Below are 15,166 nucleotides of genomic sequence, written 5' to 3'. Positions count from 1 at the left end.
CCTTGCCATAAAAAAGCCCGGCGTGATCACTCACCGCCGGGCTTTTTTATGTCAGTCGTCAGGATTACTGGTCGTCTTCTTCCGCGTCATCCAGATCCTGCGGTAACTGTTCTTCCAGCTCGTCACGCATGACCTGCAAGGCTTCGCGGCTGATTTCAGACAGCGTGCGGTAGAAACCGCTGGTGGCATGGGCTTCTACTTTGCCGAGGAATTTTCCGCACCACGGGAAGAGTAACTCATCGAAAAGGGTAATCTGCGCACTGACTTCGTCTTCCTGCGACTGGTCTTCCAGCCAGGAGGCCGCCAGTAACATGGCACCGAAATGGTCGGCAGGTGTTTCACCCAACGGCATGCCGCGCTGTTGCAGGAATGTCCGCACATCCATTTCGCTGGCACCCTCAACGTAATCGCTGCGGAAAGGCGATACCGCGCATTCTGAGCCGACAAACAGACGGTTAAACTCAGCGGCCAGCGCTTCAGGATTGGCGCTTTCCTGCAAACGGATCAGCAACGCATCCTGCTCCAGCGGCCAGTGTTCACGCAGCTTGCCGTCCTGAATCAGACCAAACAGCGGAACCAGTAACGGATCCTGCGGCTGGCGGTAAAACAGCGTGCCCAGCACACGGCAGACAATGGAAAATTCATTCATAACAGTCACCAGATCAGACAGTGAAAAGGGTTAATCACCCGCAATTTGGTCGCGACAATGTCACAGTTCGCTTAATTCAGCAATGGGCGCGCGGCCACGTTTTTCCAGAAAATCAAGGAAACGACGCGGACTGACGTTAAGGATACGGTCTTGCGGGAAATCAATGTCGCGCAAAATACGTTCGCAATGTTCAAAGCCGCCGAGGGAATACGCGATATGCGAATCCGATCCCAGCGCCAGCCAGCCACCGGCTTCTTTGACTGCCAGCGCAATGGCACGGCAGTTTGGCTCACTGCCGACGCGTGAATGAATAAACGACGAATTATTCAGCTCCAGCGCGACGTTATATTTCGCGGCAGCGGCCGCCACGGCCGGAATATCAATCGGGTATTTCGGGTTGCCGAAATATTTTTTAATGCCAATTACAAATTTACTCACATAGGTTTTTAACAAAATTAAAACTATCCATATGGTGGTTATCACTAAAAAACACCTTCACGCCATGAGAATCGTCTTAATTTAGTATAAAGTTATGTAAGCACTTCTTATTCAACAAAATCATCAATAGATTGTAAGAAAAAATAATCTTTGGGGATTACAAAATGACACAGCGAATTCGTGAGATACAACAAATCGTCACTGAACGTGGCATTAAGCACCTTATACACTTCACTCGCGTTGATAATTTAGCAAGCATTATGCAACATGGGATAGTTCCTATAGGAAACGCATCAGAGCGTCGTATTGCAGCGGTTATTAATGACGAAGGTAGATGGGATGGGCATAGGGATGCCTCCTGTCTATCAATTACACGTCCTAATCACCATATGTTTTTCGGTCTACGTGCAGATAACCCTCAAGTTGAATGGGTGGTCTTGCTTTTACAGCCGTCATTACTTTGGACAAAACCTTGTGCATTTTGTTGTCATAATGCAGCCGATGGAAGGATTAGCAGTCAACCCTTACCCCAACTTCAAAATCTCGCATCGCTCTCTGGCATGTTCAATGAAATTGAAAATTTCTCATCGCGGCAAGATCAACGCTTGCAACCTTACGACACTACAGATGTACAAGCAGAAGTGTTAGTATTTGATACAATTGAACCGCAATATATCTTTGGTGCTGCATTTAACAAGCAAGAGGCGAAAGCAGCTTACGAAGGCCTACTTGCTGGAAGGCAGGTAAAACTCCAAGCTACGGGAGGCGGGCTATTCGCTTCCCGTTCATTTGTTCGATAAGGTAGTTCAATGGCACAACGACCCGTATACGTCCCTATTAATGAAAAATCGCTCTTCGTTAAAACTGAGCTTGTAGATTTCACTTGGTTTCCGGGCATGTCAGTTTCACAAAAACAGAAGTCTATTGACTCGCTCCATGAAGCAGCCAAAACAAGCCTGCCTAATGTGGAAAAAATTCTTGAGATTTCCAGCAAGTCGCGGGATACCCTCGGAGTTGCATTGAGTGCTTTCAATCTGTCTTTTACAACGCTTAAACAGCAGCGGACTTTAACTATCGAATGTGCTTTTCAGGGTAGTAAAGTCTTTCAGCGTGGGGGGCCCTTTGTCGATATGTTTGAAATGACTCCCCGCGAAGCAAAAAAAGATAAGCGCCTTCTCACCTCTGGTCGACTAACTGGATTCAAGTTTTTCGGCAAAGAGTGGGAGTTAGAGCCTCAGACAGCTTTTTATGACTGGCTTTACATTAGCGCGTTGAGGAAACAGCGAGAACTTGCAGAGCAAATCATTGAATATGATGCGTTCACCGATATTGAGTTTAATCCTGAACGGTCAATCAACTGCCAGGCCTACTCTGCGGCTCTTTACATATCATTGTCTAAGCAAGGTATTCTTGACGAAGCCATTTCGTCGAAAGAGAGTTTCTTAGAGACAATCAAGAGCGTATCAATCAGCAATGCTCGACAAGATGAAACTAATCAATCGGGTTTTGGTTTTTGATGTAACTTATAAATATACTGGTGAAAATCTCTCTAATAAGCATAACGTGCTTTGTAAAAAACATTGATTTTTCTTATAAATCATGGGATTGATATAGTTAGTCATAATAACGATAGGTGGAAACCATCCAAGAACTACCCTATAGTACTGTATGAAAAAACAGTATCAGAAGGAGTGGTGTTAAATGAATAAATTAGCGAGATTATTACTCACTGCAAGCTCTATTGCTCCCGTATGTGTAACATTGGTCTTCATCGGCTGGGTGACGAACTCTAACTGGCTGGTAAAATACAGCTTAATCACTGCAGCCCTAAGCTGGTTGCTTTGTATGGGATTAGTAAAGTTTGCGGAGTTGAAATTAGAAACATTACATAAAAACATCGACTCTCTTTCGCCTGCCAACAAAGAGGTTACAAATTACTTTTTGAGCTATCTTTTCCCATTATTAGGAACAGATTCAATAGCTGAAAAAAAAGAGTATGCTATTTTCTTTTATCTTTCTCTACTTTTTTATATTTGCTTCTCTGAAAATTATAATTTCAACCCTGTATTGTCTTTACATGGTTATAAATTTTATGAGGCTGAAGATGATACAGGCGTTGGATTCGTTTTGATCTCAAAAGATGTTATTACCGATATCAAAGGAAAACAATTCCCAGTTGTTAAACTTACAGATTACACTTTCTTACATGTAAAACGGTGATATTATGGCCCTATTCGCTTTAATGGATGCTAATGTCGCAACTAAAATATTGCGCATCGAATTAGATAGCACTGCCAGTTCAACTATAAATAAGATTTTTAGCGAACAAAAACTTCACTTTGAATCACACCATAGCACAGCAATTAGTTTTTATGCTGGTTATACTCCGAACTACGGTGAATGCTTTGAACTTACTAACTTCAAAGAATCTGCGGCACTTATTGATGCAGTAACCCGAAATACAGCCATTCCAGTTTGGGATCCAAAACTGATAGATGCAAAACATATAAAAGCGTTGTTCGTAGGTATTGCCTCCCCAAAAAATAATAATCTCATTGCAATACAAACCTTTAATAAAAAACAAATACTTGATACATCAAAATCTTTTATCATGAACTTATTAAGCTCGCCCAATACTTTCAGTAAAGCGGATAATGTTGGATTTAACCTCGATGATAAATTGGTAGCTATAATTAATGGTGACGATATTCAATTTAAAAGCTTCTTCAAATTAAGAAGTATTTTCGATATGTCTAATTACTTCGTAGAAGCAACGGACAAAGAAGTAAATGACTTTGCGTTGCACAATGTTTTTGAAATACCTCCGGGCTTTAAACTAGATGCTATTGCAGACACAGTTATCAGGACAAAAGTTACGCTTATTAATAAAAGCGGAACATTGAATACACAAACAATTTCAAAACTTAAACAAGCAGCAACAAAAATCAACTTCCCGTTAACTACAAATACTAAATCTGGTGTAGAAAAAATAGTTATGCCACAAGGAAAAAGAGAAATAAAAGCACTATTGGATTTTCTCGATGAAGATATATTTACGTCAGAAATCTCACAAACCATTTATAAGTCGAATTCGAAGAGAAAATATAGCTAAATAAATCATGTGTTTTCAATATGAGTATTAAGGTCATACCCGCCGCCTTAGAGACATTCTTATCAATATTGATAAGAATGTCTCTAAGGCGGGCTACATCATATTTCACACTCTTAAGAAGTTTCCTTAAGCAACCCGTCCTGAATCAGACCAAACAACGGAACCAGTAACGGATCCTGCGGCTGGCGGTAAAACAGCGTGCGCAGCACACGGCAGACAATGGAAAATTCATTCATAACAGTCACCAGATCAGACAGTGAAAAGGGTTAATCACCCGCAATTTGGTCGCGACAATGTCACAGTTCGCTTAATTCAGCAATGGGCGCGCGGCCACGTTTTTCCAGAAAATCAAGGAAACGACGCGGGCTGACGTTAAGGATACGGTCTTGCGGGAAATCAATGTCGCGCAAAATACGTTCGCAATGTTCAAAGCCGCCGAGGGAATACGCGATATGCGAATCCGATCCCAGCGCCAGCCAGCCACCGGCTTCTTTGACTGCCAGCGCAATAGCACGGCAGTTTGGCTCACTGCCGACGCGTGAATGAATAAACGACGAATTATTCAGCTCCAGCGCGACGTTATATTTCGCGGCAGCGGCCGCCACGGCCGGAATATCAATCGGGTATTTCGGGTTACCCGGATGGGAAATAATATGCACTTCACCGCCAGCCATCGCCGCAATCACCGCCGCAGTATGGGTCTCTTTATCGACAGGTTGCATGACCGGCTCATGGAAACCGGCAATAATGACGTCGATTTCTTTGAGCATCGGGCCGGTACAGTCGATATCGCCATGAATGTTTTTAATGTTTGATTCAATACCGCGCAGGATACCGATCCCGTTTACCAGACGCGGCCAGACCCGCATATTCATAAAGTGCCAGTAGTGCGGCGCATCGGCCATATCAGGGCCATGATCGGTGATGGCAAACAGCTTAATGCCCTTTTCCGCTGCTTCATCAATGTAATCATGTAACGTGCTGTAGGCGTGGGTGCTGGCAACAGTATGCATATGTAAATCAACCGGGTACGGCATGTGCTCTCCTCGAAAGTATTCCGCTGCGGCGAAATAACCGCAGCATTGATAATGTTAGCAGATGAAAGTCAGTAACCCCGCGCAGGATCGACACGTCCGGCTGGCTCGCGCCCCGCTTCTATCGCCAGAATATTGCTGACGATGCTGTCCATCGCCTGCTCCGGCAAGGTATCCGCACCGACGTGTGGCGTGATGCTGACACGCGGATGCGACCAGAACGGGTGCATGCCCGGCAACGGCTCTTCGACAAAAACGTCGAGCGTGGCCGCCGCAATCTGCCCGCTGTCGAGCGCGCGCAGCAAATCGCCTTCCACCAGATGTCCGCCACGGCCAAGGTTAATCAGATAGGCATTATGCGGGAGATGTGTGAACAGTTGATGATTGAGAATACCGGCGGTGTGCGGGGTATTGGGTAACAGATTGATCAGGACTTTGCAGCCCCCGGCGAACGCCGCCAGCTGATCATCACCAAAGAAACTCTGCACGCCCTGCTGCGACTTGGCACTGCGGCTCCAGGTGCGGACGTTAAACTGCATCGCCACCAGCGCCTCTGCCACGCGACTGCCGAGCACGCCGGCACCGAGAATACCGACAGTAAAATCACTGCGGGAGTGCGGTGTCAGCGGACGCCACTGCTTCTGTTGCTGGAACAGCTGGTATTCATCCATCCGGCGGAAATAACGCAGCACGCAGGCCAGTGCGTATTCCTGCATCTGTAACGCCATGCCGGTATCCTCAAGGCGCAACAGCGGCACACCGGCAGGCAAGGTGCCCGGCTGACGCTGTTCCTGCGTGAGGATCGCATCGACCCCCGCCCCGAGCGCAAAAATGCCTTTCAGCATGGTACGCGCCGCCAGCATGGCATGCGGCGGTCGCCAGACCAGCGCATAATCCGCCGGCTGGTCATCGCTGGCATTCCACACGCGCATGTTGGCCTGTGGCAATCGTTGGGTTATTCCGTCAATCCAGGGTTTTGCATCAGCTGTAGGGTGGTAAAAAATAATGTTCATCGGGGAAGCCTCCTGTGAACAGACAGATTTCCCTGAATATCATCAGGATGCAACCCTGTGGAGTAAAAAAGAACAAGCCCCGGAATCCGGGGCTTGTGAGGTGACATGGTGATACTGCGATAACATCAGGCGGTGGCAGGCTCGCGGCGGATCATCCGGCGCAGCAGCGGAATAAGCACCAGCAGCACAACACCCGTCGCAACCGCCCCCCAGCCCAGTGCATTGAATACCTGGCTGTAGCCCGGATTGGTCAGCACCGGCGTGCTGCCCGCGTTTTGTGGCATCAGCCCGGAAATGTAACTCGCCAGTACCGAGGCCACGCCTGTAACCATCATCCAGCAGCCCATCATCACGCCCTGATAACGCGCCGGAGCCAGTTTGCCAATCATGGCGTAGCCGATCGGCGAAATCAGTAACTCACCGATACTTTGCAGCAGATAGCTGATGGCAATCCATTTGAACGCCACCAGACCGTCGCCGCCCGCCAAATGGATGCCGAAAGGCAGAACCAGCATGCCCAGCCCCATACAGAACAGGGATGCCGAAAACTGCGCCGGAATATCGATGTTCCAGCCGCGCTGGCGCAGGCGATTGAACCACAGCGCCATCAGCGGGCCGCCAATGACGATCACAACAGTATTGATGTTCTGGATCCACTGCGGTGCCACGCGGATACCGTAAACGTTCAGATCGATATTATGTTCAGAGAACAACATCAGCCCCATTGGTGCCAGCTGATACAACGTCCAAAACACCAGCGAACCGAGCGCCAGCAGCAGATACGCCTTCATCCGGCGGCGTTCATCCGCATCACGATGGCGGAAAGTGACCAGCGTCATCAAGGCGAAAATCACAATGCCCAGCGCGACGACAAAGTAACTGCTGAATTCTGCGTGGGTCAGCAACATACGGATCACCGGCACCAGCACGATCAGAATGGCAATACCGACCGCCAGTCTGCGCAACCACTGACTGCGGCTGACGTCTTTCAGCGGCGTACTGATATCAGCCAGAATTGACCAGCGGGAGATCGTCACGACAATCGCCGCCACATTCCCCAGCGTGGCGAACAGGAACAGCGCACGGTAGTTTTCGCTCAGCTGGAAATACCCTGCCACCGCAAAACCGATAAAGAAGCCGAGGTTCATCCCGGCGTAATTCCACAGAAACGCGGATTCCCGGCGGTCATCGTCCGGCGCGAATCGCTGCGTCAGCATCATATTCAGGCAGGTGACATTCAGCCCGCTGCCGGTCAGGAACATTGCCAGCCCCCAGTACAACCCGGTCACGCCCTCCAGCGCAATCAGTGCGCAGCCAAAGACCTGCAACACCATGCCCAGCACAAACAGATTCCGGTTACTGAGATAACGCCCGCCGAGGTAGCCGCCGAACATGTGCAGCCCGTAGTTGAACGCGCCGAACACGCCCATGATGGCGTTGGCGTTATCTTCGCTGAAGCCGAGTTTTTTGGTCGCGTACAGGACCAGCGTGGAATACAGCACCGCAAAGCCGAGCGTCGCGAATGTCTGAACGAAGAATAACGTGCCCGCACCGGCGGGTATCGCCGTCCGGTGCTGCGATGTAGTGTTATTTGACTGACTCAAGAAAGACCCCTGTCCTTATCTGATAGATAAACTCTGCTTCAAATGGTGACTTGTGCAGTTCTTATACGAAGCATTTTTTTAGAGTGCATTGTTATACCGCTACCACCGGCGATCGCCACAACATATCTTGCTATTTCGCCGTCACAAAAAGCGTTTGCCGGTAAATTGTGCTTTTATGCAGTTATGCTAATTATTTATTCACGATGATAAGCGAGATTAATCACGCAACGTGACCGCATAACCGCTGCTCATCCTTCACGCATTTTTTGCTCTGTAAATCATCAGATTGCTCTAAGTTTGTCTAATCGGTAAAGATCCTGCAAAAGAGGGTTGACGCTGACCTCAGTTTTCCCTACATTAGCGCCGGTCAGCAGCACTGCGGTGTGGCTGACAGCTGGAGAGGTGTCTGAGTGGCTGAAGGAGCACGCCTGGAAAGTGTGTATATGAGCAATCGTATCGAGGGTTCGAACCCCTCTCTCTCCACCACATTAAAGAAAAAAGGTCCTGATGAAAATCAGGACCTTTTTTTTTGGTTTGCACAATTCGTAAAACCGACCTCAGATAATCGTATAGCCACCGTCAACGATAAGATTTTCGCCGGTGATCATCCCGGCCTTTTCACTGACCAGATAGGCTACCGCACCGGCAATTTCATCCGGCATCGCAAATCGACCTGCGGGAATTTTGGCTGTCATGGACACCGCTCTTTCGCCCTGCCAGTAACGTTTACCTAGTTCCGTTTCCACCACCGTCGGTGAGATTGTATTCACCGTAATGCCGAATTGCCCCCACTCCGCTGCCAGCACTTTTGAGGCAATGACCAGACCGGCCTTGCTGGTGCAATACGCCGCATGATTCTCCAGCGCAATCACACTCGCCTGCGAGGCGATATTCACAATGCGCCCGTATTGCTGAGCAATCATGTACTTTCCGGCAGCCTGCGAGAGAAAATAGGGTGTGGTCAGATTCACTAACAATGTGGCATCCCAGTTCTCTTTTTTCACCTGAGAGGCCGCTTCGAGAATGCCGATCCCGGCGTTGTTCACCAGAATATCAATCCTCCCGTAACGGCCGATAACCTGCTCAATCAGCGCGGGAATGGCGTCGATGTCCGACAAATCAGCCGCGATCCCGAACCCGTCACCGGTGAGTTTCCCGGCCTGCACGACAACCTGTGGAGCCTTATCCACCATCACGACGGTGGCGCCGAGCTGGATCATCAGTTCGGTGATCGCCAGTCCGATCCCTGCCGATGCTCCAGTCACAACAGCAATGCTCGGCAGAAACGAAGCGATAATGCCGTAACCGATAGTGAACATCGACCAGATCCACCCGGTCGCCGACGCCAGTCTGTGTGAAGGTGTTCTTTGTACAACCAGCACATAGAACGCGTAGAAGAACAGCGGATAGGCAAAACCGCGCAGCGCGTAGAACACCAGAATTAACGGATAATTTTTGGCAGCGAGTCCGAAGTGGATAAACAGCACATGGAACACGACCCACCAGACAACGCCCAGCGCCATAATTTTACGCGGGCCATAAATCTCACTGATGCCGCCGGACAACCAGCTGGCAATCGCAGCAGTGACGGCATAGACGGTGAATACCATCGCGCTTTGCGAAACGTTAAAGCCGATATCAATGATGTATTTCGATAAAAAAGCCAGTTCGACGCCATCGCCGGTCATAAAAATAGCAATGGCGATCTAGCCCCAGAAAAGTTTGACGGGCATACCAAAGACGACTTTCGACATTTCAGACGGGTTTTCAAAGGCAGGTGATGAAGTCATTTCCGCTGTATCCTGATTGAAAATTATTGTGAGGAAGGAACGCGGATTGAGTATAAAAAACAGGCGGGGGTGAAACCTTTCTCTCATTGCCAGCAGCCTGAGAGAATGGCACTCAGTAACAACGACTATTGAGGTGTTTCACAGATTGGAGATCAATCCGGCAGGGCTGCACAGACTCTGAGCGTCTGATGCAAAACGCCGAAATTCTGCTTGACCCTTTTCGGCTGTCTCCCTATAGTAGCGCCCCGTTGCAATGCTCGCGCTGTAACGAACACGGTGAGGTGTCTGAGTGGCTGAAGGAGCACGCCTGGAAAGTGTGTATACGAGAAATCGTATCGAGGGTTCGAACCCCTCCCTCACCGCCATATTAAAGAAAAGGGTCCTGATGAAAATCAGGGCCCTTTTCTTTTGGTGTGGTTCATGCCGGGGCGATTTTGCTGGCAGGCAACATCATTCCCTGCACACACCTCAGCTTCTCGTGCCGCCATTAATACCCCCTCCCCGCCTCCCCCTTCGCAGGGGGAAGAGTAAACACTCGAGCTGCTCCCTCCCCTGCGAAGGGGAGGATTGGGGTGGGGTTTTAATGGCAACTACATTGCTTTTACTCATCACATCTTCACCAGCATCAGCCCTGCCCTTAATCCCAGGGCCACATTTGGATTAGGGAACAACACCACTTCCTCCTCCGCTTCCACCCGGTAAGTTTTGCCGCTTTCCTGCGCGATCACAAAACCCTGGGTGAACGCCGTAAAATTCAGTGCATCCGCCGGGATAAAGAGCCGGAAATCGTCTTCTGAGCGGATCACATCCTGCACCACGCGGTAATGCATCAGCGGCGCAGTGGCTTCACGCACGGGCAACGGTTCGCCGCTGACCAGCGTTTCCAGCGCGCGGCGGATACCGGTGAACTGCGTGTGATCGTTGCTGCCAAATGGCAGCGCCTTGCCCAGTTCGAGTGTGCAACTGTCAGCCTGAAAAACATCGCTGCTGAAATGCGTAAAAGTGCCACCCGGCGAACGGTGATGCACCAGCGCATCCAGCCCGGCGGCCCCGAGCCACGCCAGCATCGCGTCGCTTTTTGGTCGCGACTGTAGCGGCAATAAACCAAAACGCACATGTTTCGATCCGCGGATCGCCGTGTGCAAATCGTAATGGAACCGCTGCGTGGTGCCCGCAGCCGTCGCACTGCGGTAAAACAGCGCCATCACCTGCTCGAGTTCCTGCGCCCGGCGGGTTTCATCGTTTGGCGTATAACGCGCATGACGCCCGCCAAACATGCGGTTCATGTCCGCATCGGCAAAACGCTTGTTCAGGCGCATCGATGGCGGATTACCCAGCAATACCAGCAGCCGGACGCGCAGTTGCCGTTCGCCAGAAAGTAATTCGCTGACCAGCTGATTCAGCAATTCTATCGGTGCGGTTTCATTACCGTGGATACCGGCGGAAATCACCACCGCCACCTCACACGGCTGACGCGGTGACAGTTCGAGGATACCTTCGCCGCGCCATTGCCAGTCCAGCATTTCGGTTTGTCCGGCGGGTTCTGTCACCGCGTCGCCGGAAAGCGTCGTCGCCAGTAAATCAAACATACACTCACTCCTGTGATGCCTCAGCGCTGGAAGGGATAAATCGCACCCAGCCCGAGAATATTGGTCAGCTCATCTAACGCCGTGCGCACTTCGGTCAGCAGTTGCGGATCCGCCAGATCTTTGGCCTGCATCCGGTCACGGTAATGCGTGTCCACCCAGGTGTTAAGCCGTGCGAACTGACTGTCACTCATCAGCGAGGCGACATTTACTGCATTCAGTTCGTTGCGGTTGAGCGCCACCCGCAGACGCAGACAGGCCGGGCCGCCGCCGTTACGCATACTTTCGCGCAGATCAAACACTTCAATCTGATCGACCGGTCCGCCGCTGTCTTTCAGCGCCGACAGATACGCCCAGACGCCGCTGTGCTGCCGCGATTCTTCCGGCACCACCAGCATCATTTTGCCATCCGTTTTACTCAGCAACTGGCTGTTAAACAGATACGTCGCCACCGCATCGTCGAGCGATACTTTCGATTGCGGCACTTCTATGGGTAAGAAATCCAGCTCAAGTGCCGCCATTTTTTTGCGGATTTCCGCCAGCGCTTTATCTGAATTCACAAACGCCTGTTCATGGTGGAACAGCACGTTGCCGTTGCTGACCGAAATCACGTCGTTGTGAAAAACACCGCTGTCGATGGCCTGCGGATTCTGCTGAATAAACACCGTGCGCTTTTCATCAAGCTGATGCAGACGCGCCACGGCGTCGCTGGCTAAACGTGTCTGACGCGCCGGATAACGCACCGGCTCGTTTTCACCGGTGACCAGCCCGTCACGTCCGTAAACAAATACCTGCACGCCGGGTTTATCGTAGGCACCGCATAACCGGTTGTGATTAGCCGCCCCTTCATCGCCCAGCGCCGCCACCTGCGGCAGCGCATCATGATGGGCAAAATACTTATCAGCATGGAACGTGGCACGCAAAATCGCGGACGTGGTTTCCGCCTCAATGGCGCGGTGAAATTTATTGTTCAGGTTGGCGACGGTGAAATGCACGCGCCCGTCCGCGCTGTCTGCCGACGGCGAAACCGTGGCAGCATTGGCGACCCACATGGAGGATGCCGAACTCAGCGATGACAGCAGACGCGGCGAATAGGCCTGCGCCTTGAGCAACACTTCGCGGTCGCTGCCGCCAAAGCCCATCTTGCGTAACGTGCTCAGATGCGGGCGCTCGTGCGGCGGCAAAATCCCCTGCGCAAAACCAAGATCGGCCAGCGCTTTCATTTTCAGTAGGCCCTGCTTTGCCGCCAGACGCGGGTTTGCCACCGCGTTCTGGTTTTTTGTCGAGGCTTCGTTACCGAACGACAGCCCCGCGTAATGATGGGTCGGCCCGACTAATCCGTCGAAATTTGCTTCACATCCGGACATGCCTGTCTCCTCAGGTTGCACTTAAATCAATACCAGGCGACAACGTCGCAGGGAGTTCCAGCTTGTCTGTTTCCAGCGAGGCCATCGGCCAGGCGCAATAATCCGCCGCATAATACGCACTCGGGCGATGATTACCTGAAGCGCCGATGCCACCGAAAGGCGCATTGCTTGACGCGCCGGTCAGCGGTTTGTTCCAGTTAACAATGCCTGCCCTTGCTTCCAATAATAGCTGCTCAAACTGATCCCGCTCAGCGGAGATCAGCCCGGTCGCCAGCCCGAAGCGTGTCTGATTGGCCAGCGCGATGGCCTCATCAAAATCGCTGTAACGGTAAATGCTCAGCAACGGACCGAAGTATTCTTCATCAGGAATGCCCGCCACGCCGGTCAGATCGATAATGCCCGGCGTCAGCACGGTATTGAGCGGATCCGGACGGGTCAGCAACAGCAACGGCTTGCCGCCCAGCGCCAGCAACTCATCCTGCGCTTTCAGCATGTTGCGTGCCGCCGCATCAGAAATCACACCGCCCATAAACGGCTGTGGCTCGTCGTTCCAGCCACCAATGCGCAGTCGCATGGTCACATCCAGCAGACGGGCGATAAACGCATCGCCTGCCGCGCCCGCTTTCACCAGCAAACGGCGTGCGCAGGTACAACGCTGACCGGCAGAAATGAACGCCGACTGAAGGGTCAGATTGACTGCCGCATCAATATCTTTCACCGGCTCGACGATCAGCGCATTGTTGCCGCCCATTTCCAGCGCCAGAATTTTTTCCGGCTGCCCCGCCAGCTGACGATGCAACTGATAGCCGGTGCCCGCGCTGCCGGTAAACAGCAGGCCGTCGATATTGGCGCAGGCCGCCAGTGCCTCGCCGGTGCTGCGTCCGCCCTGAACCAGATTCAGTACGCCGTCCGGCAACCCGGCCTGTTGCCATAATTTCACCGTTTCTTCGGCGGTTTTCGGCGTCAGCTCGCTCGGTTTGAACACCAGCGTATTCCCCGCCAGCAGGGCCGGAACAATATGGCCGTTCGGCAGATGACCAGGGAAGTTATACGGGCCGAATACTGCCAGCACGCCGTGTGGCCGGTGGCGCAGTACGGCTTCACCGTCCGGCATTGCCGTGTGTTTCTCACCGGTACGTTGCTGATTTGCCTCAAGTGAAATCGCCACCTTGCCGATCATCGCCTGAATTTCGGTCAGCGTTTCCCAGCGCGGTTTGCTGGTTTCCTGACTGATGATTTCCGCCAGCCGGGTTTTGTGTTCCGTCAGCAGATCCGCGAAACGCTGAATCACCTCTGCGCGTTCGGCCACGGTTTTACGCGCCCATGCCGGAAATGCCGTGCGTGCGCCGGTACAGGCGGCATCGACATCCTCCGCACTGGCGCTCAGCGCCGACCATAACAAGGTGTTATCCGCCGGATTGGTTTTGTTCAGCTGCGCGCCTTGTCCGCTGCGCCACTGGCCCTGAATAAAAAGTGCAGGTTGCATCATGCGAGACTTTCCTTTTTGAGAATTTGGGTGGCAGGCGTGATCGTGCTGCCGGGAAAAAGTGCCACGGCGCGTAAAGCATCGCCCTCGCCCACGCCGAGCAATTCAGCTTCTTCGGCGTTAAGGGTGAGATTTTCCGGCGTTTCGCCGCCGGGTATCAGCAGGGCACGGAAGTTCTGATATTGCTCGTTTGCGACCAGATACAGCGGCTCGTCGCGGTCTCTGCGGTGTTCTGCCAGACGCACCGGCAGCAGGCGGCTCTCTTTTACCGCACGCAACTGGTCGATTTCTCCTTCGAGCGTCGGGCCGGCATCGAAAATATCCACATAACCTTCGTAGCGCAGCCCTTCCCCTTCAAGCACGGCCCGCGCCGGGGCGGTTTGCGGATGGACTTCGCCGATCACTTCGCGCGCTTCATGACTCAGCAGTTCGGTATATAAAGGGTGTTTGGGCATCAGTTCGGCGATAAAGGATTTCTGTCCCATGCCGGTCAGGCGGTCGGCTTCGGCGAATTCCATACCGAAAAAATGCCGCCCGACGCTGTCCCAGAACGGTGAATGGCCGCTGTCGTCTGACATGCCGCGCATCTCGGCAATCACCTTGCGCGAAAAATACTCGCGGAACGCCGCCAGAAACAGGAAGCGGACTTTCGACAGCAGCTGGCCGTTTTTGCCGTGGCGGCAATCCGGATCGAGAAACAGCGTGCAAAGTTCGGTGTAACCGGTGTGATCGTTACTGAGAAACAGGGTCGGCACCGGCTTATAGATATTCAGGCTTTTAGAGGCATGAACCAGCGTACCGAGGCGGAAGTTGTACCAGGGTTCGCTCAGCCCGACGGCGACTTCAATGGCGCTGACACCCACCACTTTCTGCTGTTCCGTGTCTTCGAGCACGAACAGATAACCCTGCTCGCCTTTATCCAGACGACCTTCCCAGGTCGCCACAGAGCGTTCAATACGCCCGCGTAAATGCGCTTCATCCTTGGGCAAAGACGTTAAACCGATGCCGGTTTTGCCTGACAACTGCAGGATATCGGCGAGATCGCCGGGCCGCACAGGTCGAATCAACATCATGATGCTCTACCTCA

Annotated in this window: 13 protein-coding genes, 2 tRNA genes and 2 pseudogenes; 6 read left to right on the top strand and 11 right to left on the bottom strand. The window is 51.9% G+C overall.

Annotation, left to right across the window (positions count from 1 at the left end; translation table 11 throughout):
- Window positions 1–64: 64 nt before the first annotated feature.
- On the bottom strand, window positions 65–649 hold the full coding sequence (locus J9880_RS16070; RefSeq protein ID WP_095922403.1) for a TorD/DmsD family molecular chaperone: 585 nt from the start codon (window positions 647–649) through the stop codon (window positions 65–67).
- Window positions 650–709: 60 nt separating this feature from the next.
- Window positions 710–1,051: pseudogene (locus J9880_RS16065) on the bottom strand (phosphatase); the annotation flags it as partial.
- Between the two features lie 200 nt (window positions 1,052–1,251).
- On the opposite strand from J9880_RS16065, the gene J9880_RS16060 reads away from it, so the two are divergent.
- From J9880_RS16060 to J9880_RS16045, 4 genes are all read left to right on the top strand, one after another.
- Window positions 1,252–1,887 (top strand): DarT ssDNA thymidine ADP-ribosyltransferase family protein, encoded by a 636-nt coding sequence (locus J9880_RS16060; RefSeq protein WP_232769596.1) that lies wholly within the window; start codon window positions 1,252–1,254, stop codon window positions 1,885–1,887.
- A 9-nt stretch (window positions 1,888–1,896) separates the two neighbouring features.
- Window positions 1,897–2,604: a DarT1-associated NADAR antitoxin family protein gene (locus tag J9880_RS16055; protein ID WP_121019442.1), complete on the top strand. Its 708-nt coding sequence runs from the start codon at window positions 1,897–1,899 to the stop codon at window positions 2,602–2,604.
- A 184-nt stretch (window positions 2,605–2,788) separates the two neighbouring features.
- Complete coding sequence (locus J9880_RS16050) at window positions 2,789–3,307, top strand: hypothetical protein (protein ID WP_232769595.1); 519 nt, start codon at window positions 2,789–2,791, stop codon at window positions 3,305–3,307.
- Between the two features lie 4 nt (window positions 3,308–3,311).
- Entirely contained in the window at window positions 3,312–4,199 is an 888-nt protein-coding gene (locus J9880_RS16045) for a Kiwa anti-phage protein KwaB-like domain-containing protein (protein ID WP_232769594.1), read from the top strand.
- Between the two features lie 122 nt (window positions 4,200–4,321).
- Here the strand turns inward: J9880_RS16045 and J9880_RS16040 are convergent.
- The 4 genes and pseudogenes from J9880_RS16040 to J9880_RS16025 form a co-directional block, all read right to left on the bottom strand.
- Window positions 4,322–4,435, bottom strand: a pseudogene (locus J9880_RS16040) (molecular chaperone); the annotation flags it as partial.
- Window positions 4,436–4,495: 60 nt separating this feature from the next.
- Entirely contained in the window at window positions 4,496–5,236 is a 741-nt protein-coding gene (locus tag J9880_RS16035; protein ID WP_095922404.1) for a phosphatase, read from the bottom strand.
- Window positions 5,237–5,304: 68 nt separating this feature from the next.
- Window positions 5,305–6,246: a glyoxylate/hydroxypyruvate reductase GhrA gene (gene ghrA, locus J9880_RS16030; protein ID WP_095922405.1), complete on the bottom strand. Its 942-nt coding sequence runs from the start codon at window positions 6,244–6,246 to the stop codon at window positions 5,305–5,307.
- 125 nt (window positions 6,247–6,371) lie between these two features.
- Window positions 6,372–7,850 carry a peptide MFS transporter gene (locus J9880_RS16025; RefSeq protein WP_119822296.1) on the bottom strand — a complete coding sequence of 493 codons (1,479 nt, stop codon included), beginning with the start codon at window positions 7,848–7,850 and terminating at the stop codon, window positions 6,372–6,374.
- A 396-nt stretch (window positions 7,851–8,246) separates the two neighbouring features.
- On the opposite strand from J9880_RS16025, the gene J9880_RS16020 reads away from it, so the two are divergent.
- Window positions 8,247–8,336, top strand: a tRNA-Ser gene (locus J9880_RS16020).
- A 71-nt stretch (window positions 8,337–8,407) separates the two neighbouring features.
- Here J9880_RS16020 and J9880_RS16015 read toward each other — a convergent pair.
- On the bottom strand, window positions 8,408–9,538 hold the full coding sequence (locus tag J9880_RS16015; protein WP_232769593.1) for a GolD/DthD family dehydrogenase: 1,131 nt from the start codon (window positions 9,536–9,538) through the stop codon (window positions 8,408–8,410).
- A 377-nt stretch (window positions 9,539–9,915) separates the two neighbouring features.
- On the opposite strand from J9880_RS16015, the gene J9880_RS16010 reads away from it, so the two are divergent.
- A tRNA-Ser gene (locus J9880_RS16010) sits at window positions 9,916–10,005 on the top strand.
- A 243-nt stretch (window positions 10,006–10,248) separates the two neighbouring features.
- On the opposite strand, the gene astE is transcribed toward J9880_RS16010, so the two are convergent.
- Genes astE through astA form a run of 4 tightly spaced genes read right to left on the bottom strand, consistent with a single transcriptional unit; the run spans window position 10,249 to window position 15,152 of the window.
- Window positions 10,249–11,229: a succinylglutamate desuccinylase gene (gene astE, locus J9880_RS16005; protein WP_232769592.1), complete on the bottom strand. Its 981-nt coding sequence runs from the start codon at window positions 11,227–11,229 to the stop codon at window positions 10,249–10,251.
- Between the two features lie 20 nt (window positions 11,230–11,249).
- Window positions 11,250–12,593, bottom strand: a complete 1,344-nt coding sequence (astB, locus tag J9880_RS16000; protein ID WP_095922410.1) for an N-succinylarginine dihydrolase — start codon at window positions 12,591–12,593, stop codon at window positions 11,250–11,252.
- Window positions 12,594–12,603: 10 nt separating this feature from the next.
- On the bottom strand, window positions 12,604–14,082 hold the full coding sequence (gene astD / locus J9880_RS15995; protein ID WP_232769591.1) for a succinylglutamate-semialdehyde dehydrogenase: 1,479 nt from the start codon (window positions 14,080–14,082) through the stop codon (window positions 12,604–12,606).
- Window positions 14,079–15,152, bottom strand: coding sequence for an arginine N-succinyltransferase (gene astA, locus J9880_RS15990; RefSeq protein WP_232769590.1), 1,074 nt, complete (start codon window positions 15,150–15,152; stop codon window positions 14,079–14,081). The genes astD and astA overlap by 4 nt, the downstream gene beginning before the upstream one ends.
- Between the last annotated feature and the right edge of the window lie 14 nt (window positions 15,153–15,166).

The sequence above is a fragment of the Rahnella victoriana genome, from assembly GCF_021276285.1.
Taxonomy (GTDB): domain Bacteria; phylum Pseudomonadota; class Gammaproteobacteria; order Enterobacterales; family Enterobacteriaceae; genus Rahnella; species Rahnella victoriana.
This window is presented reverse-complemented; position numbering and strand designations above follow the sequence as displayed.